This is a genomic window from Pseudomonas sp. (assembly GCF_028293835.1).
Lineage (GTDB): Bacteria > Pseudomonadota > Gammaproteobacteria > Pseudomonadales > Pseudomonadaceae > Aquipseudomonas.
This window is the reverse complement of record NZ_JAQGNX010000141.1, coordinates 17,425-35,924: the sequence shown is the minus strand read 5'-3', so window position 1 is coordinate 35,924 and position 18,500 is coordinate 17,425. Positions and strand designations below refer to the sequence as shown.

Sequence of the window (18,500 nt, the reverse complement as noted above, 5' to 3'; positions counted from 1 at the left end):
CTTTTCTCAGAATGCATAACTTTCAGGTTAAGTGGCAGGTTTTAGCTCGCCCCCAAGAGAGCAGGCGAACGGACTCGAACCGTTTATCATACTACATACTGCGAATATCTGAATTTCCGCCCTGCAGATCTAATTTCCTGTGGCTGAACTTGATATTCGGTTTTTGGGATATATATACCGCTATTCGTTCTTTCTAAATAGCAAAGATTTGGAAAATGTCCAATTAGCCCATGGAGATAACTAACCAGCAAAATCGCGAACGTGGCCTGTCCTGGCGGAATAATTGTTATCGAAAACGCCCCGTCAATCTTGACCGAGAGACTTTCTACTAAGCCTTTAATTTGTTTCTCGACATCATCATTGAAGGTTATTTCAATTGGCCTAGCATCAATCAGCTCGCCATAAATAGACTTTAATTCGTCTATGACTTCTTGGTTGAGTGAGTGACCGGAAAAGTTAATCAATACGGAATTCATGATAGTTCGCCTTGGGATGTATTAAATCCACGCTCGATTAAGAAGTGAACAATTGAGCCCTGCAAGCTCTCGATATGATATGAGTGGCCACCTTGAAGTCTGCGATTGTAGAGGACAGCTCCGCTATCAAATAAATACATTGATGATGCGTTTGATGTGGGCTGGTTTTTAATAAGTTTTATTTTATCTAATGCTTTTTTATTTACTGTTATTTCTGAACTTAACCAGTCAAGCCCTGACTTGTCTGATAATGAAGTGTGGTATGCAATGATTCGTATATCTGCACCAGCCTCAAGCCTCTCAGCTAACGACCTCATAAACGATAGTAAAGACTCACGATGTTCAGATTTAAACTGGTCGGGATGGGCAAAATCTCGTAGATAGATACGCGCAAAATTACAATCTTTTATTTGCTGGTCTATTTCAGAAAACCATTGTTTGCTCGTTAAATCTGCTAATCCCGGGCTGCCACTCTTGCGGACAAGTAAAATCGGTATAATTATTATCGCAGTTATGGCTAATGCTATTATCCAGACGGAAAGCCTCACTTCATATTTAACTAAAGATATAAACTTTGCTTCCCAGTCAGAAATCAACGCTGTAGCCAACAATCCAAGAACCACCAAAATCGCAGCAGAAATAACTTTACTCCATACTGGATCGTTCCATATTTTTCGCCAATTTAATGCCATTGATGATTCCTTATTTTGGATGACTATAAGTAGACGACGCATATTGGATAATATTTACCCACTTTTGTCGCATAACGTCCCTAGTTCGCCTGTAACCCCATGTCGAGTATTGAGTCGATGACTCAATACTCGACATGGGGTTGAGGGAAAAGGCGACAATCGTAGATTGGAGGTTACGAAGTCTTTTGCAACGTGTCTATGGCTGTGGTGGTACAAGGGTACTCACTCCGCGAGTGACTGCTTTCGGCCTGTCGCCACAGGCAGCTTTGGGTCGATTCTGTTGAAAAAGTCGACGATGGTTTCCGCAGCAGAAAAGTATGCGTCCGAGATTGAAATCTTTACTTTCGGCAGAGGCTTCGGGGCTCAGATTTCACGTAGCAGTGTGCAAAAAAGGCGTTTTAACCAGTCAATGACCAGGCTGTTTGGGCGAACCGACTTTTTCGACAGAATCGGTCGGTTGCAGTCCTTCAGTGCTTGGCTGACACACTCGCGCTGAGTGGCACCCGCTGACCCCCATCAACTGCAAACGGCTGGTCAGCGCGAATGTAAATGACTGGTCAGTGGCAATGCAATTAGGTGGTCAAGTGAGATGCAATTACGCAGAGCCCATGCGAGTGGGAATGCGGAGCCTTCCCACTCGTATGGGCTTGGCCGAGAAAGCCCCAAGAGTAAGGCTTGCAACGGCGACAGTCGCCACTTCTGTCGCCATGCAGCAGGCCAGGTATTACGCGGGTGTCGCCGGTGTCGCCGCTGTCGCCAAATCAAGCGGGGAGTCATTCTCGGTTACTGGCGGCGTCCGGTGAGCGCTTACCGTATCGGCACGACGTTGTGGTCCCTAGTTTGATTGATCGCAGATGCCGACAGGTTGCCAGTGGCCGCTTTCTGGATGTGCTCACTCCACCAAGCCATCATCGGGCGCCGGCGCTCGATGTAGTCCGCTCGGTTGTAAGCGCTTCGGACTTCGTCCTTGTCGACATGCGCCAGCGCGACTTCGATCAGCTCCGGATCCCACCCGTGCTCGTTCAGGATGGTGCTGGCCATGGAGCGCATGCCGTGGCTGACCAAGCGGTCCTGGAAGCCCATGCGTTTCAACGCCATGTTGGCGGTCTGGCTATTAGCGTGGGTACGCGGGTTTCTATCTGCCGGAAACACGTATTCTCTGTGGCCGCTATGGGCTTTGAGTGTCTCCAGTAACGCGAGTGCCTGTTCAGTCAGCGGGATGGTATGCGGGCGACGCTTTTTCATGCGCTCCGGTGGGATGGTCCAAATGCGTTTGTCGAAATCGATGTCTGCCCACCGAGTGGTGGCTGCCTCGACAGGGCGGGTCATCGTGTGCAACTGCCATTCGATCAGACAGCGCGTGACTCGCTTGATGCTGGCATTCGCGATTTCCATCATGAGCTCCGGAAGCTCGTCAGGTCGTAGCGCGGCCATGTTCTCTTTCCTGGGTTTCTTGAACACCGCCCGAATGCCACTGAGGGGGTTCGCAAAGATCAGTCCTGAATTGACCCCGTAGGTCATGATCTCGTTGAGTCGTTGGCTCAGCCGCTTCACTGTTTCGAGGCTGCCTTTGGCCTCAATCGGGCGAAGGAGCTTGATCACCATAGGAGCACTGACTTCAGAAAGCGGCGTCGATTTCATGCTCGGAAAAACATGCAGCATGAGTGAACGCCAAATGTCCTCGGCATACGCTGGCGTCACTGAATCTTTCTTCAGTTCGAACCAGGCTGTGGCTATCTTCTCGAAGGTGTGTTCGGTCTCAGCCAGTCTGGCTTGCCTTTGCTCATCGCGCTGGGCTTTGGGATCAATGCCTTGAGCAAGTAGCTCTCGCGCCTCGACTGCTTTCTTCCGAGCATTCGCTAATGAGAGGTCGGGGTATGGGCCGAGCGCCGTATTAAGACGGCTTCTGGTCAACGGCTCGCGATAATTGAAATTCCACATCATCGAGCCGCTGGCGCGTACTCGAAGCTGAAGGCCGTCGCCGTCGCTGAGGACGAAGTCTTTACCAGTTGCCTTGACTGCCTTGAGCTGGCGATCGGAGAGACGGGTTGCGTTAGTAGGCATGGGGGGCTACCTCCAGCACCGTTTTGGTATCCTGAAAATAGCATTTGGCGGTCCGGGATACCACCTGGGATACCAAAGAGGCTGGAACTCCGAACTCTCCAAAGCTCCCATAAGCGGTGAAGCCCCTGAATTTACTGGATCTCAGGCACCAAAAAAGACGTCCGTGGACGTCTTTAGATGATGAAGTGGTGGAGCCGGGGGGATTTGAACCCCCGTCCGCCAGTACTCCGCTGTCGGTACTACATGCGTAGCCGTGTCTATTAATTTAACCCTCAGCGACCCGACTGGCAGGGTGCATTGGGTGAGTTGTGTAAGTTTTAGCCGCTTCGTCCACAACGTACTGCACGGCGATCCTGTTCTGCATGACAATCACTTCGAGTTTACAGGCATCCTCTAGTGATTGCTGGTACCGAAGTAACCAGAGGCTCAGGCTCTAGTCGTCGCAATTAAGCGGCGAGTGCGAATTCCTGGCCGTAGTTTTCGTCATTGGCAACTATAAAAGTTGCAACAGTGGATTTACGAGTTCTGTTACCAACTCGGCATGCACCTAAAGTTTCGCAACCAGCGTCGAATCCTAATCGGCCCCGATAGCAACCGCGTGAGCAGTCAGGTGACAGAGTTTACCCGAATGATCGGACGACGTCGACCTCCTGTCTGCGGCTGTGCTGAAAAACAGGCCAGCTGGCGGCTGGCCTTGTTCGCCGCGATTTTTCAAACCGCCCGTTATTTCGAACCGCCTTCGCCGCCGCTACCCGAATCAGTTTTGTTGTTTTCAGTGATTGCCTTGCTGGTGAGTTCGATACATTTTTTTTCATCACCGGCAGCATGGGCGGCCATGGCAGACTTCTGGGTTTCCTCAAGATTCATCTTCTCGTCTTCGCCCAGGTTAGAGCTGGAGACAAGGCTGTCTTTGATGATCTGCAGATTCGCCCCACACAGATCTTCCGCGGCGAATACCGGGGAAGCCAACAGTGCGGCAGTGAGGAACAACCCTGTGAGTGCTGTACGCTTCATGTGTATCTCCTAAGCCTGTGGACTCGGAATAGCGGTCTATAAGGCCCTTCCGAGGTCTGTGAAAGCCCATCCGTCTGGGGGCTTAAAGAGATTGACTGTCGAGCTTCACAGGGGTTCTATTATTTCTTTGTTCACATGTGAAATAGCCATCCCAGGGCGTTCTGGCACCATGACGGGGCATTTTTCGCCCCGCCATTTCACCTTGCACTACCGGGGTCGAGTCACTCGATCGACCAAATAAACCAGCCCGTGGTAATCAATACCGCCGTGCTGCGACAGGCCGATTTCACAGGTACGGCTGGTGGAAATGCCTTCGTTGCAGAACTGCACCGCATCCTTAAGCGTGCGCAGCGAGTGAGCGTTCAGTTCCGGGGTGGTGAAGCCCTTATCGCCGGCAAACCCGCAACAATGGATGCCTTCGGGAATGACTACGTTCACGCTGCACAGCCGCGCCAGTTCGATCAACGCCTGGCTCTCGCCCAAGTGCTGGGTGCTGCAGGTCACGTGCACGGCAATGGATTCTTGCTGCGGCGTGAAGTGCAACTTATCCAGCAGATGGGTGCGGATGAAGCGCACAGGGTCGTACAGGTCCAAGCGTGTATCTTTTAAGTCCTGGACCAGGCGCAAGGTGCAGGGGCTGGTATCGCAGTAGATCGGGTCAATACCGCCACGGCTGGCAGTGAGCAGGGCGGCGAGCAATTCCTGGCGTTTAGTCTCGGCCTGCTCGTTGTAGCCTTTGGACGCGAATGGCTGGCCGCAGCACAAATTGTCCTGATTGTCCGGAAACACCACTTGGTAGCCGGCTTTTTCCAGCAGGCCTTGAGTTTTTTCCAGCAGCGACGTTTGCTCCCGATCACTGGCGGCAGGGCCCATGACACGTGAGACGCAGGCGGCCAGATAGACCACGCGCGGGCGCTGGTCGGTCACCGGCGGACTGAAGCGAATTGCCCGCTCGGGCTGCGGCATCGCGGAGGTCCACAACGGCACGCGGCCGTCCGATACCTTGGTTAATGCGGCGGAAATTTTCGCCAGGCGTGGCGCGCCGAGGAACATTCGCGCGCCGTTGGCCACATGCAGGGTGAAGCGCGCGCCCTGTAAAGTGGTCTTGAAATGCTCGGCCAGCCAGTTCGCCGCTTTACCGTGAGTCGCTTCTCGACTGCGCAGCTTCTTGACCAGCTCGCCGGTGTTGATCCCCACCGGGCAACGTTGTGCGCATAGACCCGTGGCGGCACAGGTGTCGATGCCCTGGTAATGGTAATCACGTTCCAGATCGCTGGTATCGACGCCTGCGCGTTTTTTCGCCTGAATATCACGCCAAATGACGATGCGTTGCCGCGGGCTTAATGTCAGGTCTTTGGACGGACAAACCGGTTCGCAGAAGCCGCATTCAATGCACTTGTCGACGATTTCATCGGCGGCAGGCATTGGTTTCAAATGCTTCAGGTGAATCTGCGGATCGTTACTCAACACCACGTCCGGGTTGAGAATGCCGTTGGGGTCGAGCAGACGTTTGACTTGCCACATCAGTTGATAAGCATCGGTGCCCCATTCCAGCTCAACGAACGGAGCCATGTTACGCCCGGTGCCATGTTCAGCTTTCAACGAGCCACCGAACTCCACGGCCACCAGTTGCGTGACGTCTTCCATGAATGCCTGATAGCGCGCTACCTCCACCGGGTTCTCGAAGCTTTGGGTGAAGACAAAGTGCAAATTGCCTTCCAGCGCATGGCCAAACAGAATCGCTTCGTCGTAATGGTGCTTCTCAAACAGTGCGATCAAGCGCCGAACACCAATTGCCAGTTGCTCCACCGGGAAGGTCACGTCTTCGATGATCACCGTGGTGCCGGTTTTACGCACCGCGCCGACGGCCGGGAAGGTGTCTTTACGAATGGCCCACAGCCGCGCGTTTTCCACTGGGTCTTCGGTGAAATCGACTTGCTTATCTACTGGGAATGACGCCAGAGAACCCATGATTTGCGTAAGCTGTTCATGCAGCAACCCCTGAGACGCGGCGCGGGATTCGATCAGCAACGCGCAGGCGTTTTCCGACAGCTCACGTACGAAGGCCGGCATGCCCGGTTTGTTCTGCACCGAGCGCATGCTGCGACGATCCAATAATTCCACCGCGGCGACCGGCTGGGTTTTCAGCACGGTGACCGCATTGCAGCAAGTCTCGACATCCGGAAACACAATCAGCGCCGACGCTTTGAAAGGATGGTCCACCACCGTGTCGTAGGTCACCGCACTGATAAACCCCAGCGTGCCTTCGGAACCCACTAGCAAGTGGCTGAGGATATCCAGCGGTTGGTCGAAATCCACCAGTGCATTAAGCGACAGGCCAGTAGTATTTTTCAGACGGTATTTGTGGCGAATCTTGGCGGCTAACGCTGAGTTGGCGCGAGTCTCACGACCGAGGCGAGCAAGGTTTTCCAATAGGTCTGAATGGCTGTCGCGAAACGCGGCCACGCTGCCCGCGTCTTCGGTGTCCACGCTACTGCCATCAGCCAGCACCAGACGAATGCCCGCCAGCGTGTAATAGCTGTTTTGCGCCGTGCCGCAGCACATGCCGCTTGAATTGTTAGCAACGATACCGCCGATTTTGCAGGCGTTTATCGAGGCTGGATCTGGGCCGATCTTGCGCCCGAACGGCGCCAGCCAGGCATTGGCTTGTGAACCGATAACGCCCGGTTGCAGACGAATTTGAGTGCCTTGGCCGCGTATTTCCCGTGCGTTCCAGTTGTCACCCAACACCAGCAGCACCGAATCGCTGATGGCCTGCCCTGACAAGCTGGTGCCAGCGGCACGAAAGGTCACCGGGACCTTTTCCGCCTGCGCCAACTTAAGCAGCGCGATGACTTCTTCTTCGGATTCGACGCGAATCACCAACTTGGGTATCAGCCGATAAAAACTGGCGTCCGTGCCAAACGCCAAGGTCGACAGCGGATCATCGAAGCGCCGGTTCTGCGGGATTAGCCGTTGGGCTTCGCGCAAGAAAGCAGAGGGAAGACTCATGCGTCCTCCAGAATCAGTACCACCAGGTCTTTCGGACCATGGGCGCCGTAGGCCAGAATTTGCTCGATGTCTGCGGTTTTAGACGGCCCGGACACCAGCAGCGCGTTGGTCGGCATGTCCACCGCCCACTGTTGTTTTTGCTGAACCTGATAAAAGTTTTCGTAGATCTCGCTGGCCTTGAGCAGAGCGAAATGCACCGGCGGCACCAGGCTCATCAAGCGCGGCTCTTCGCGGGTTGGCCAAAGGATCAGGCTGCCCGTCGCGGCGATCGCGCCCAAGGTGGTGGTGAAGCTGGCGGGAGTGTCATCAAACAGCTCGGTTTTCCACTCTTCGATTGGCCGGTCGTACGCCTTGAGCAGCGGTAACTCAGGGTGAATCGACCAGTGTTCACTGACACGTCGGCCATGGGGTGTGCCGGGAGCGATCAATAAACTCGGCAGTTGCCGATCGCTGACCAACTTCCCCAACAGTTCCGGCCACGCATTTTGAGTGCTGAGGTGGATTTCAGTGTGTACCGCCTCCATCAGCCTGCGCAGTTGTGCAATTCGTAATTCGGGCGCGTAGCTCCACGGGGTCGTCACCAAGTCTTCGTCGAAGGTATCGGCAATCGGCGTGGCGCCGGTCAGGCTGTTGCGCAATTTGTTAAGAATATTTTCTCTGGCGCTCATTTATTTGTCTCCGCCCTGTTTGGCCAAGTGCTCGCGGGCCAGTTCGTGCAGCGAGCGTGCAGCCGGTTTCGGCGCGCTATGATTTTGCGTCCACGGCCCGATCTTGCTGGGTGTCAGGTTGCGCAGGCGGGTGGCGAAAAAGCCAAACACGCGGTACAGCGTTGGCGAGCGGTTGAGCTGCGACCAGGCATTCCAGATGAAGCGTTCGGTGGGGGAATATTTACTGCCTTGGCCGCGCATGACTTTGTGCGGGGCATCAGGGGATTTGACGTTCTCTTCTCGCAGGCGACGCAACAAGGCCGGAATCGGGATTTTCACCGGGCAGACTTCGCCGCAAGCGCCACACAACGACGATGCGCTGGGGTGATCCGGGACTTTTTTCAGGCCGACCATGTGCGGCGTGATGATTTTGCCAATCGGGCCGGGGTACACCTCGCTGTAGGCGTGGCCGCCGATGCGGGTATAAACCGGGCAATGGTTCATGCACGCGCCACAGCGGATGCAATTCAGGGTTTGGCGCAGTTCGCTGTCGGCGAAGGCCTGGCTGCGACCGTTATCCAGCAGGACCAAATGCACTTCCTGCGGGCCGTCCAGTTCATGCGCCTTGCGCGGTCCGGAGATCATATTGACGTAGGTGGTGATGGGAATGCCCAGGGCCGAGCGGGTCAGCAGCGACAGCAGCGGCACGGTATCACGCAGATTTTCGACGACCTTTTCGATCCCGGTCACCGCGATATGTACGGGCGGCACCGAGGTGCACATCCGACCGTTGCCTTCGTTTTCCACCAGCAGCAGAGTGCCGGTTTCGGCCACGGCGAAGTTGACACCGGAGACGCCGATGTCTGCTTCAAAGAACTTCTGTCGCAACACTTTACGGCCAATCTGAATCAGTTGATCGACGTCGTTGGTGTATTCCACGCCTAGCTTTTCCTGGAACAGATGGCCCACTTGCTTAGCGTTTTTGTGGATGGCAGGCATGATGATGTGCGATGGTTTTTCGTGGTCGAGCTGGACGATGTATTCGCCCATGTCGGCTTCCAGGCATTCCACGCCGCGAGCTTCAAGGAAGTCGTTCATCTCCATTTCTTCGCTGACCATCGATTTACCCTTGATCACCTGCTTGGCGGCATGGGCTTCGACGATTGAAAGAACGATGGCATTCGCTTCCTCCACCGTTTCCGCCCAGTGCACATTCACACCGTTGCGGGTCAGGTTTGTTTCAAGCAGTTCAAGCAGGTCAGGCAGTTTCGATAAGGCCCGGGCTTTGATTGCGTTACCCAGCTCGCGCAGGCGTTCGCGCTCATCGGCATCACTGAACGCCACGGCGCGCTTGGTCATCAGCGAGTCCATGGCGGTGCGGAAGTTAGTGCGCAGCTGTTTATCGCCCAGCGCTTTGTGCGCGCGTGCGCGGAAGTCGTCTCCAGACCCTTCGATTTCCAGTGCCGGGATTCGCGTATGGGTGTTCATTGACCACCTCCAGTGCGTTGCCAGAGGAAACTGGCCAGGTGTTGACCGCGCAGCGACTCCCGTTGTTTTTCCAGCGAGCCGTTGATATTCATCAAGCAGCCACAGTCAGCCGTCACCACCTGATGCGCCCCGGAATCTTTCAGGGAACGTGTTTTGTCGGCGACCATTGCCCCGGAAATATCCGGCATGCGCACACTGAACGTGCCGCCAAAACCACAGCATTCGCTTTCGTGACCGTGTTCGACCCGTTCCACGTTGCTCATCTGCGACAGCAACGTGCGGACGTGCAGATGGGTGTTCATTTCTCGGCGTGCGGAGCAAGAGGTGTGCAGCGCGACTTTGATCGGCGCGCCGTTATCGTTCAGTTGAACCTTGCACACGAACAGCAGGAATTCTGCCAGCTCATAGGTGCGAGCGGCCAATGCATGAACTTGTTTCAGGGTGTCCGGCTCGTCTTTGAACAAGTCCGGATAATGTTCGCGCAACATGCCGGCGCACGAACCGGACGGCACAATGACCGGGTAATCGCCAGCAAATAACGCCAGTTGTGCGCGGGCGACCTCGCGGGCTTGATCGGTATAACCCGAGGTGTACGCCGGTTGCCCGCAACAGCTCTGCCCTTGAGGAAACTCCACCCGAATGCCTTCGCGTTCCAGTAAGTGAATCGCATCCATGCCGGCTTCCGGGTAAAACAGATCGACCACACAGGTACCGAACAGGTAAACCCGCTCAGGCTTCACGTCAGGGTATTGGCGTGGCGCGGCGCGTGGCGGTGCGACACGGGTCGCATTCGGCACGGCATTGTAATAAAGCTCGCTCATCAGGCGTTTCTCCGGGTGGGCCCGGTTATCCGTCCAGCGCAGCGACTGAAAGATGGATCGCTGAAACTTTCTGCCGCGTTGCAGACCGGGTTATGAATGGTTGGCGCCGGGTGGTTAGTCCGGCGCCAATTTCGTTGCGGTGTGCAGTTACACATGTTGCATTGATGCTGTGGTCAAGCTATTCAGATCACCAGCATGCCGGTGAGCCAGTAGGCTTGGGCCAAAGTGATGCAGCCAACGATGACCGCGAAAAACAGGCTGTGTTTAAGGGTAAACCGGAACAGGTCGGCTTCCTGACCTACCAGACCAGTAGCCGCGCACGCCACGGCGATCGATTGTGGCGAAATCATTTTGCCGGTCACGCCGCCCGAGGAGTTCGCCGCCACCATCAGAACGTCGCTGACGCCCAATTGGTGAGCCGTTGTGGCCTGCAACGATCCGAACAGTGCGTTGGACGAGGTATCGGAGCCGGTCAAGAAGACGCCCAGCCAGCCAAGGAACGGCGAGAAGAACGGGAACGCGGCGCCGGTGGATGCCAATACCAATGCCAGCGTGGTGGACATGCCGGAGTAGTTCATCACAAAGGCAAAAGACAGCACCATGCCGATAGAGACAATGGCCCAGCGAAGCTCCATCAGGGTTTCTTTAAAGGTGCTCAGGCCTACGCCTGGCTTGATCCGCAGGACGATCATCGAGATCAGTGCCGAGATCAGAATCGCGGTACCGGAAGCGGCGAGGATGTCCAGCTTGAACACGGCAGGTATTACTGTCGGGTTGGCGACTACCGGCGCGACTTTGTAAACCAACTGATCAAGGTGCGGCATCGGGATGCTGATGGTCCAGGCTTGCAGCGCAGCACCGGCGGCGAACAATGCCTTGAATGGCTTAAGCGTCCAAATGGTCACCACGACGGTCAGGATCAGGAACGGTGACCACGCTTTGAAGATCTGGCCGCCGTTATATTCCGACGCGATCGAGGTGCGTGGCTGGCCGAAACCGCCTGGACTGGCAACGATCGCAGCGGACAAGGAGGCTCCGGCCATGGTTGCACCCGCACTGCGTTTTGGCTGCCAGACTTTCAGGAAGAAGGTCAGGGAAACCAGGCTGACCAATGCCGACACAATGTCCGGCAGCTCTGGGCCGATGAAGTTCGACGTAAAGAATTGGCACACCGCGAAGCTACCACCGGCAACCAGCGCTGCTGGCCAAGTCTCTTTAACGCCGCGCATGCCGTCCATGATGAACATCAGCCAGAACGGTACGAACAGCGAGAGCAGCGGCAATTGACGACCCGCCATGGCGCCGATCTTGAATGCGTCGATCCCGGAAACCTGCCCGGCAACGATGATTGGAATACCCAACGCCCCGAACGCTACCGGCGCGGTGTTGGCAATCAGGCACAAACCTGCGGCATACAGCGGGTTGAACCCCAGGCCAACCAACAGCGCTGCGGTAATGGCTACTGGAGCGCCGAAACCTGCCGCACCTTCAAGGAAGGCGCCAAAACAGAAGGCGATCAGCAACACTTGCAAGCGTTGGTCGTCGGTGATGGTCAGTACCGAGCTTCGAATTATCTCGAACTGGCCGCTCTTGACCGTCAGCTTGTAGAGGAACACTGCCGCCACAATGATCCAGGCAATGGGCCACAGGCCGTAACCAAAGCCATAAATGGCCGAGGAAATGGCCATGTCCGCTGGCATGTGGAAAGCGAAAATCGCAATGACCACTGACAACAGCATGGTGATCGTGCCCGCAACATGGCCTTTAAGCCGAAATACGGCTAGCGCCAGGAAGAAAAACGCGATGGGAGCAACGGCCGCGATGGCGGAAAAGCCAAGGCTGCCGAGTGGGGTATAGAACTGTTGCCAAGTTTGCATAGTGAGGTGGCCCCTAATTATTGTTGGTCAGGCCCGGCGTTCCGTGTCGCGCGTGCGTCGCATGTTGGTCCGGGGCTAGCGCTGAGCATAGCTGCCGAACTGATGCTGACGAACGCGTCGCGCAGTTCACCAGTCAAGCCTTTCGTCATGGCGAAAGGTCTTGCGATGTCTTGGAGAGTCTCCATCGATCATCGGCATTGGATAATTGGTAAGACCAATTTACAATGTCTGGACGCTAGGTTAGAAGCCTTGCTACAGGCGTGTCAATTTGCCCATCTAATACTTTCGTCGATTTATTGAAAAAAATGCGCTGATGGGCGGTTTTCCTTTGAATCTGACCAGTGCCGGCGCTGCGGCAATCGGCGAGAATAGGCGATCCCGGTAAGTGACCGGGGTTCGGAGAGCGTTATGGGGTTTGATCAAGTGCGTCAGCGTCGTTTGTCTGACGATATTGTCGAGCAACTCGAAGGGATGATTCTGGAAGGTACATTGCAGTCTGGCGAGCGCCTCCCTGCGGAGCGCGCCTTGGCTGAGAAATTTGGCGTGTCTCGTCCGTCATTGCGTGAAGCGATCCAAAAGCTCACGGCCAAAGGACTGTTGGTCAGCCGCCAGGGTGGCGGCAATTACGTGGTTGAGAATCTAGGCTCAACGTTTAGCGACCCGTTGTTGCATCTGCTGGAAAGTAACGCGGATGCCCAGCGTGATCTGCTTGAATTTCGCCAGACACTCGAAGCTTCGTGCGCGTACTACGCCGCCCAGCGCGCCACCGATCTTGATCGCGAGCGGCTGCGGACTGCATTTGATTTATTGCAGAACTGTTATTCGCGAGTGGGCGAGGTCAGTCGGGCCGAGGAGGGGGAGGCGGACGCCAGCTTTCACTTGGCCATCGCCGAAGCCAGCCACAACGCGGTACTGCTGCATACGATCAGGGGCTTGTTTGATTTGCTCAAGCGCAACGTCGTGACCAACATTGGCGGGATGTATAAACAGCGCACTGAGACCCGCGACATGCTGATTAATCAGCACCGTGAGTTGTACATGGCGATCATCGAAGGTCGCGCTGACGACGCACGCCAGGTTTCCACCCACCATTTGTTGTACGTGCAAGAGGTATTGGAAGAGGTGCGGCAACAGGTGCAGCGGACGGCGAGGGCCGAGCGGCGGAACGGGGTTTGAGGTTGTTTGGAAAAGCTCGCCAACACGTTGGCTCCTACAGGTAACGGCATCTGTAGGAGCCAACGTGTTGGCGAAGGCTTTTGCAGCTAATCATCTTTACCCTTGCTGCGAACCGCGCGTTGCAGTTCGCGATCAGAGTCGCGCTCACGCTCGGTGTGGCGCTTGTCGTATTCCTTCTTGCCTTTGCCCAGCGCAATTTCGCATTTGATCAAATGCGCTTTCCAATAAATGGAAAGGGCCACGCAGGCATAGCCTTTCTGCTGAACCGCCGTATTGAGCTTTTCGAGCTCGCGTTGGTTGAGCAAAAGTTTTCGGGTACGTGTCGGGTCAGCGATGACGTGTGTGCTCGCAGTCGTCAGCGGCGAGATATGGCTACCCATCAGCCAGGCCTCGCCATTTTTGAGCAGCACATAACTGTCGACCAACTGCACCTTGCTAGCACGCAGACTTTTTACTTCCCAGCCAGCCAGGACCAGACCGGCCTCGAACTTGTGTTCGATGAAGTAATCGTGACGCGCCTTTTTATTTTGCGCGATGGTCCCTGTGGGGTGTTTCTTGAGCTTAGCCATAGGGGACGCATTATAGGGAGTCAACGCGCTGTCGGCTACGGTCAACCTACGTGCTTGAGCAGCTTGATTGAATCCCGGACAATGGGCGCTCTACATTCACCCATTGCTTCGTTGGTTTGGGCATCGCGCTCTGGCATCAGGCAAGTTTTTTATGAACGATGCTGATGCAATTCATTTGGAAATGACGCTGACATGACTACCCATATTCAACGTTCAGCCCTGTTGCCTTACCCGGCCCAGGCGCTTTATGACTTGGTAAACGATGTCACTCACTACTCGGAATTTCTGCCGTGGTGTTCTTCAGGCGTGGTGCTGGACGCGAGCGATGTGCACATGCGCGCCCGGGTAGAAATCGCGAAAGGCGGTCTTAGCCAGCATTTTGTCACCCGCAATACCCTGGTGCCCGGACAATCCATTGAAATGAATCTGGAAGAAGGTCCGTTCAGCCAGCTACACGGTGTCTGGACATTTAAGGCGCTGGGTGAAAAGGCCTGCAAGATCAGCCTGGACCTGTCCTTTGATTACGCAGGGCCGATTATTCGCGCGACCTTGGGTCCGCTGTTCAATCAGGCGGCCAATACCCTGGTCGACGCTTTTTGCCAGCGAGCGAAGCAATTGCATGGCTGATTGTACGACTGAGGCGCGGATTGAAATCGAAGTGGTCTACGCCGCTGTCGATCGACAAATCCTGCTCAGCGTCCATCTGGTCGCTGGGACGACAGTGCGCGATGGGCTGGTTGCGTCTGGTATTGGCGAGCATTTTCCCGAGTTGGACTTGGCAAATTGTCCGGTGGGCATATTTGGCAAGGCCGTGGGCGATGCCGAAACCCGCCTTTTGGTAACCGGTGATCGGATCGAAATATATCGACCGCTGCTGGCTGACCCGAAAGAAGTTCGTCGTTTGCGCGCGGCCAAGGCTGCGCTGGGTAAAAGCAAAACGTAGAAAAGCCCGGCATGCCGGGCTTTCCGTTGACGCTGAGAGTCGTGCAGGAACGTTATTGTGGCGACGTTTGCAACGGCTCTTGGGTCGGAACCGGTTCGCTCTTGACTTTATCCACATCGTTTTGAATCTGTTCAAGCAGCGAACCCGGTTTCGGCGGTTCGTCAGCTTTTGGCGTTTCGCCCTTGGCGGGCTCTTCCGTTGTGTCGCTGTGCTTGCCGAGAATGGCTTCGTCACGGCTCACGCCCGGCTTGAAATCACCGGAAAGACTGGCCAGTTGGTCGTTGGCATTAAATATTAGCGTCATGCGTTCCTGTTGGCGTTCTCCGCCTCCAGGCTGCAGGCTATACAGATAATCCCAACGATCCGTATGGAACGTGTCGGTCAGCAAGGGATTGCCCATAATAAACCGTACCTGCCGTCGGGTCATTCCGGGGCGTAACTGGTCTATCATGTCTTGCGTGACGACATTGCCCTGCTGGATGTCGATCTTGTAAACCCCGGGGATTGAACAACCGGCGAGTGCGATCAGTCCCACGAAGGTGAAACTGGCTAGCAGGAGCTTGGTGTTTTGCATCGGTGGGCGACTTCCACTATCTTGGCTGGGGAAACAAAGCCCCGATCATACCCGCATTAAGAGAAGCTGCGAAGCAGCATCCGCGAGAAAGCTGACCATGGTTGAAAATAGCGAACTACGTAAAGCCGGACTAAAAGTGACCCTGCCACGGGTTAAAATTCTACAGATGCTCGATTCCGCCGAGCAACGCCACATGAGTGCCGAGGATGTTTACAAGGCACTCATGGAAGCTAACGAGGATGTCGGCCTGGCCACGGTTTACCGTGTACTGACTCAGTTCGAAGCAGCCGGACTAGTGGTTCGCCACAATTTCGATGGCGGTCATGCTGTATTTGAACTGGCTGACGGCGGTCACCACGACCATATGGTCAATGTGGAATCTGGCGAAGTGATCGAATTCTTCGAAGAGGAAATCGAGAAGCTTCAAAAGGGGATTGTCGAAAAACACGGTTACGAGTTGGTGGATCACAACTTGGTACTCTACGTGCGCAAAAAGAAGGCCTAAGCCTTCTGACAGCCACGACAAAGGCGACCCTAGGGTCGCCTTTGTGCTTTCTGATGTTCGCGGTTTGTTCCATCAGACCTTGGCAGTAACTACCATTTTCCTTGCATGAGCCAAGGATTCTTTGGTTAGATCAATGCCGCCAAGCATGCGCGCAACCTCTTCTATGCGTTCAGTCTTGCTCAGCTTCGACACCGCCGTACGGGTCACGTCGCTGTCGCGGACTTTATGCACAAATAAATGCTGATGCCCTTGCGCCGCGACCTGAGGCAAGTGGGTAACGGTCATGACTTGCCCGCGCTCGCCCAGACGGCGCAGCAGCTGTCCGACGATTTCTGCGGTAGGTCCGCCAATCCCCACATCGACCTCATCGAATACCAGCGTGGGCACGCGGGAGGTTTGCGCGGTGATGACCTGGATGGCCAGGCTGATTCGTGACAGCTCGCCGCCCGAGGCGACTTTGGCAAGCGCTTTAAGCGGCTGCCCAGGGTTGGCGCTGACCAGCAGCTCCACCTGTTCCAGCCCGTTGGGCAGCAACTCTTTACTGCTGTTGGGACGCAGCTCAATGCTGAAGCGACCACCCGGCATGCCGAGCCGCTGAATTTCCTGCTCGACCGCCGACGCCAGATCAGGCGCAGCTTGTTGACGCAAGTCACTTAGCTCCCGGGCTTTTTCCTGATAATGACGGGCATAGGATGCCAATTCATTCTCAAGACGCTCGATAGACTCGTCATTGGCATTGAGTGAGTCAATTTCGTCCAGCAGTCGTTGCTGGAGGGCGGCAACTTCTGTCGGCTGTATGCGATGTTTGCGCGCCAGGGTATAGATGATATCCAGGCGTTCTTCGAGTTGCTGCAGGCGTGCCGGGTCGGCGTCAAAGTGATCGAGAAAGCGATTCAACTCGCCCACGGCTTCTTCTACCTGGATCTGCGCACTGGACAACAAGCTGGCCGCTTCGCTCATTGCCGTGGGCGAACTGGTGGCGGCGCTTAGGCGATTGAGACTGGCGGTCAGGGCGTTCAACACATTGCCTGAATCGTTTTCGCTGCATTGCTCGACGACTTGCCGACAAATGCTCAGCAAGCTTTCAGCGTTGGTCAGGGTTTTGTGTTCCTGCTCCAGTTGCTCCAGTTCATTCTCGCCGAGGCTCAAGCTTTCAAGTTCTTCGAGTTGATAGCTGAGCAGTTGATGGCGCGAGCGCTGTTCGTCACCGGAATTGGACAGGCGTTCCAGCTCTTGCCTGGCTTGGCGCCACCGTTGTGCTGCCAGATACACTTGGCGAGCGAGGTCGTTGGCGCCTGCATATTCGTCTAGCAAACGACGATGAGTGTCTGTTTTGAGCAGGGATTGATGTTCATGCTGGCTATGGATATCAATCAGGTATTCGCCCAACGCCTTTAAGTCGCCCTGCGGACAGGGTGTGCCATTGATATAGGCGCGCGAACGGCCTTCGGCGGTGATGACCCGACGCAAGATGCACGGTCCGTCGTTGTCGAGGTCACGCTCTTGCAGCCAGGCTCGCGCTTCGGGGATATCGGCAATGTCGAAGGTAGCGAGAATATCGGCCTTGTCAGCTCCGGGACGAACCACGCCACTGTCGGCGCGGTCACCCAGTGTCAGGCCGAGTGCGTCGAGCATGATCGACTTACCCGCACCGGTTTCGCCAGTAATTACACTCATGCCTCGGTCCAACTCAAGGTCGAGATGTTCAACGATGGCATAGTTATGTACGGACAGGTGCACCAGCATAGAGGCGGCTCCCAAACAATTTGTCTGGTTATTTATACAGTGTTTTGTTTGTCGCTGACAATGCCTTGGCTTAGCTCGATTTGGATGATTTGTCGGGGTTTTTAGTTCTTTGAGCGATTTATAACGAACATGCCGGCGCAAAAACACAGGGTATGGAATGACCCGACTCAGCGCCGCCGTGGGCCATGCTGCCCTTGAAGCTGAAAATTACGACCCCATATAGCCGGACAGAAGCGTGAGTTGAGCTCACGGACGTCATTGAAAGGAGAAACTTTATGGCAGACGAACAGAATCCAGATACGCAGACTCAGGATCAGGCCGCAGAAGCGGTTTCAGGTGATGATATGTTGGCGCGCGTGCAAGGGCTTGAAGAGCAATTGGCGACCGCGCAGGACCAATCCCTGCGAGTGGCTGCGGATTTGCAGAATGTCCGCCGCCGTGCCGAGCAGGATGTAGAAAAAGCGCACAAATTTGCGTTGGAAAAATTCGCAGCGGATCTGTTGCCGATCATCGACAGCCTGGAGCGCGGCCTGGACTTGTCCAGCCCGGACGATGAAAGCATCCGTCCAATGCGCGAAGGTATCGAGCTGACACTGAAAATGTTCCAGGACACCCTGAAGCGTTATCAGTTGGAAGCCATTGACCCACACGGCGAGCCGTTCAACGCGTCGCAGCACCAGGCGATGGCCATGCAGGAAAGCGCGGACGTCGAGCCTAATAGCGTGCTCAAGGTGTTTCAGAAGGGTTACCAGCTCAACGGTCGCTTGTTGCGCCCGGCAATGGTTGTGGTCAGCAAGGCCGTTGCGCCAATCAGACCATCGATTGATGAGCAGGCTTGAAATCAGCCATCAGGCCCCCATTTAGATGTCATGCGTTTAAGTGCTACCGCAATTTGT

17 protein-coding genes and 1 other RNA gene are annotated in these 18,500 nt (G+C 55.3%); 5 read left to right on the top strand and 13 right to left on the bottom strand.

Features of this window, described 5'->3' with window-relative positions:
- Nucleotides 1-86 precede the first annotated feature (86 nt).
- From csx15 to JWR17_RS19430, 10 genes are all read right to left on the bottom strand, one after another.
- Nucleotides 87-476, bottom strand: a complete 390-nt coding sequence (csx15, locus tag JWR17_RS19475; protein WP_299833885.1) for a CRISPR-associated protein Csx15 — start codon at nucleotides 474-476, stop codon at nucleotides 87-89.
- Complete coding sequence (locus JWR17_RS19470; RefSeq protein WP_299833883.1) at nucleotides 473-1,168, bottom strand: hypothetical protein; 696 nt, start codon at nucleotides 1,166-1,168, stop codon at nucleotides 473-475. Before JWR17_RS19470 ends, csx15 begins: the two co-directional genes overlap by 4 nt.
- A gap of 807 nt (nucleotides 1,169-1,975) precedes the next feature.
- On the bottom strand, nucleotides 1,976-3,232 hold the full coding sequence (locus JWR17_RS19465; protein ID WP_299833881.1) for an integrase domain-containing protein: 1,257 nt from the start codon (nucleotides 3,230-3,232) through the stop codon (nucleotides 1,976-1,978).
- Nucleotides 3,233-3,418: 186 nt separating this feature from the next.
- Nucleotides 3,419-3,818, bottom strand: a transfer-messenger RNA (tmRNA) gene (gene ssrA / locus JWR17_RS19460).
- Between the two features lie 137 nt (nucleotides 3,819-3,955).
- Nucleotides 3,956-4,246, bottom strand: a complete 291-nt coding sequence (locus JWR17_RS19455) for a hypothetical protein (RefSeq protein WP_299833878.1) — start codon at nucleotides 4,244-4,246, stop codon at nucleotides 3,956-3,958.
- A gap of 207 nt (nucleotides 4,247-4,453) precedes the next feature.
- The gene (locus JWR17_RS19450; RefSeq protein ID WP_299833876.1) at nucleotides 4,454-7,258 is read right to left on the bottom strand and encodes an FAD-binding and (Fe-S)-binding domain-containing protein; all 2,805 of its coding nucleotides are present in this window, start codon (nucleotides 7,256-7,258) and stop codon (nucleotides 4,454-4,456) included.
- Nucleotides 7,255-7,926: a lactate utilization protein gene (locus JWR17_RS19445; RefSeq protein ID WP_299833874.1), complete on the bottom strand. Its 672-nt coding sequence runs from the start codon at nucleotides 7,924-7,926 to the stop codon at nucleotides 7,255-7,257. Before JWR17_RS19445 ends, JWR17_RS19450 begins: the two co-directional genes overlap by 4 nt.
- A complete protein-coding gene (locus tag JWR17_RS19440; RefSeq protein ID WP_299833872.1) occupies nucleotides 7,927-9,393 on the bottom strand; it encodes a LutB/LldF family L-lactate oxidation iron-sulfur protein in 1,467 nt (488 codons plus the stop codon).
- Nucleotides 9,390-10,214 carry a (Fe-S)-binding protein gene (locus JWR17_RS19435; RefSeq protein WP_299833870.1) on the bottom strand — a complete coding sequence of 275 codons (825 nt, stop codon included), beginning with the start codon at nucleotides 10,212-10,214 and terminating at the stop codon, nucleotides 9,390-9,392. Before JWR17_RS19435 ends, JWR17_RS19440 begins: the two co-directional genes overlap by 4 nt.
- Before the next feature lie 182 nt (nucleotides 10,215-10,396).
- Nucleotides 10,397-12,091 carry a lactate permease LctP family transporter gene (locus JWR17_RS19430; RefSeq protein WP_299833868.1) on the bottom strand — a complete coding sequence of 565 codons (1,695 nt, stop codon included), beginning with the start codon at nucleotides 12,089-12,091 and terminating at the stop codon, nucleotides 10,397-10,399.
- A gap of 408 nt (nucleotides 12,092-12,499) precedes the next feature.
- Here JWR17_RS19430 and JWR17_RS19425 point away from each other — a divergent pair, with 408 nt between their 5' ends.
- Entirely contained in the window at nucleotides 12,500-13,267 is a 768-nt protein-coding gene (locus tag JWR17_RS19425) for a GntR family transcriptional regulator (protein WP_299833866.1), read from the top strand.
- A gap of 86 nt (nucleotides 13,268-13,353) precedes the next feature.
- Here JWR17_RS19425 and smpB read toward each other — a convergent pair whose 3' ends face one another.
- On the bottom strand, nucleotides 13,354-13,836 hold the full coding sequence (gene smpB, locus JWR17_RS19420) for an SsrA-binding protein SmpB (protein ID WP_299833864.1): 483 nt from the start codon (nucleotides 13,834-13,836) through the stop codon (nucleotides 13,354-13,356).
- Nucleotides 13,837-14,028: 192 nt separating this feature from the next.
- Here smpB and JWR17_RS19415 point away from each other — a divergent pair, with 192 nt between their 5' ends.
- Nucleotides 14,029-14,463 carry a type II toxin-antitoxin system RatA family toxin gene (locus JWR17_RS19415; protein ID WP_299833862.1) on the top strand — a complete coding sequence of 145 codons (435 nt, stop codon included), beginning with the start codon at nucleotides 14,029-14,031 and terminating at the stop codon, nucleotides 14,461-14,463.
- Nucleotides 14,456-14,779 carry an RnfH family protein gene (locus JWR17_RS19410; protein ID WP_299833859.1) on the top strand — a complete coding sequence of 108 codons (324 nt, stop codon included), beginning with the start codon at nucleotides 14,456-14,458 and terminating at the stop codon, nucleotides 14,777-14,779. Before JWR17_RS19415 ends, JWR17_RS19410 begins: the two co-directional genes overlap by 8 nt.
- A gap of 52 nt (nucleotides 14,780-14,831) precedes the next feature.
- On the opposite strand, the gene JWR17_RS19405 is transcribed toward JWR17_RS19410, so the two are convergent.
- On the bottom strand, nucleotides 14,832-15,353 hold the full coding sequence (locus JWR17_RS19405) for an outer membrane protein assembly factor BamE (RefSeq protein WP_299833857.1): 522 nt from the start codon (nucleotides 15,351-15,353) through the stop codon (nucleotides 14,832-14,834).
- Nucleotides 15,354-15,450: 97 nt separating this feature from the next.
- Here JWR17_RS19405 and fur point away from each other — a divergent pair, with 97 nt between their 5' ends.
- Nucleotides 15,451-15,858 carry a ferric iron uptake transcriptional regulator gene (gene fur / locus JWR17_RS19400; RefSeq protein ID WP_299833855.1) on the top strand — a complete coding sequence of 136 codons (408 nt, stop codon included), beginning with the start codon at nucleotides 15,451-15,453 and terminating at the stop codon, nucleotides 15,856-15,858.
- A 72-nt stretch (nucleotides 15,859-15,930) separates the two neighbouring features.
- On the opposite strand, the gene recN is transcribed toward fur, so the two are convergent.
- Nucleotides 15,931-17,604 carry a DNA repair protein RecN gene (gene recN, locus JWR17_RS19395; RefSeq protein ID WP_299833853.1) on the bottom strand — a complete coding sequence of 558 codons (1,674 nt, stop codon included), beginning with the start codon at nucleotides 17,602-17,604 and terminating at the stop codon, nucleotides 15,931-15,933.
- Between the two features lie 275 nt (nucleotides 17,605-17,879).
- Between recN and grpE the strand changes: the two genes are divergently transcribed.
- Nucleotides 17,880-18,443: a nucleotide exchange factor GrpE gene (gene grpE, locus JWR17_RS19390; RefSeq protein ID WP_299833851.1), complete on the top strand. Its 564-nt coding sequence runs from the start codon at nucleotides 17,880-17,882 to the stop codon at nucleotides 18,441-18,443.
- Nucleotides 18,444-18,500 lie beyond the last annotated feature (57 nt).

Bases quoted from the DNA above. Each gene is read 5' to 3' on its own strand.
- csx15 (WP_299833885.1), bottom strand. From the start codon at position 476: ATGAATTCCGTATTGATTAACTTTTCCGGTCACTCACTCAACCAAGAA.
- JWR17_RS19470 (WP_299833883.1), bottom strand. From the start codon at position 1,168: ATGGCATTAAATTGGCGAAAAATATGGAACGATCCAGTATGGAGTAAA.
- JWR17_RS19465 (WP_299833881.1), bottom strand. From the start codon at position 3,232: ATGCCTACTAACGCAACCCGTCTCTCCGATCGCCAGCTCAAGGCAGTC.
- JWR17_RS19455 (WP_299833878.1), bottom strand. From the start codon at position 4,246: ATGAAGCGTACAGCACTCACAGGGTTGTTCCTCACTGCCGCACTGTTG.
- JWR17_RS19450 (WP_299833876.1), bottom strand. From the start codon at position 7,258: ATGAGTCTTCCCTCTGCTTTCTTGCGCGAAGCCCAACGGCTAATCCCG.
- JWR17_RS19445 (WP_299833874.1), bottom strand. From the start codon at position 7,926: ATGAGCGCCAGAGAAAATATTCTTAACAAATTGCGCAACAGCCTGACC.
- JWR17_RS19440 (WP_299833872.1), bottom strand. From the start codon at position 9,393: ATGAACACCCATACGCGAATCCCGGCACTGGAAATCGAAGGGTCTGGA.
- JWR17_RS19435 (WP_299833870.1), bottom strand. From the start codon at position 10,214: ATGAGCGAGCTTTATTACAATGCCGTGCCGAATGCGACCCGTGTCGCA.
- JWR17_RS19430 (WP_299833868.1), bottom strand. From the start codon at position 12,091: ATGCAAACTTGGCAACAGTTCTATACCCCACTCGGCAGCCTTGGCTTT.
- JWR17_RS19425 (WP_299833866.1), top strand. From the start codon at position 12,500: ATGGGGTTTGATCAAGTGCGTCAGCGTCGTTTGTCTGACGATATTGTC.
- smpB (WP_299833864.1), bottom strand. From the start codon at position 13,836: ATGGCTAAGCTCAAGAAACACCCCACAGGGACCATCGCGCAAAATAAA.
- JWR17_RS19415 (WP_299833862.1), top strand. From the start codon at position 14,029: ATGACTACCCATATTCAACGTTCAGCCCTGTTGCCTTACCCGGCCCAG.
- JWR17_RS19410 (WP_299833859.1), top strand. From the start codon at position 14,456: ATGGCTGATTGTACGACTGAGGCGCGGATTGAAATCGAAGTGGTCTAC.
- JWR17_RS19405 (WP_299833857.1), bottom strand. From the start codon at position 15,353: ATGCAAAACACCAAGCTCCTGCTAGCCAGTTTCACCTTCGTGGGACTG.
- fur (WP_299833855.1), top strand. From the start codon at position 15,451: ATGGTTGAAAATAGCGAACTACGTAAAGCCGGACTAAAAGTGACCCTG.
- recN (WP_299833853.1), bottom strand. From the start codon at position 17,604: ATGCTGGTGCACCTGTCCGTACATAACTATGCCATCGTTGAACATCTC.
- grpE (WP_299833851.1), top strand. From the start codon at position 17,880: ATGGCAGACGAACAGAATCCAGATACGCAGACTCAGGATCAGGCCGCA.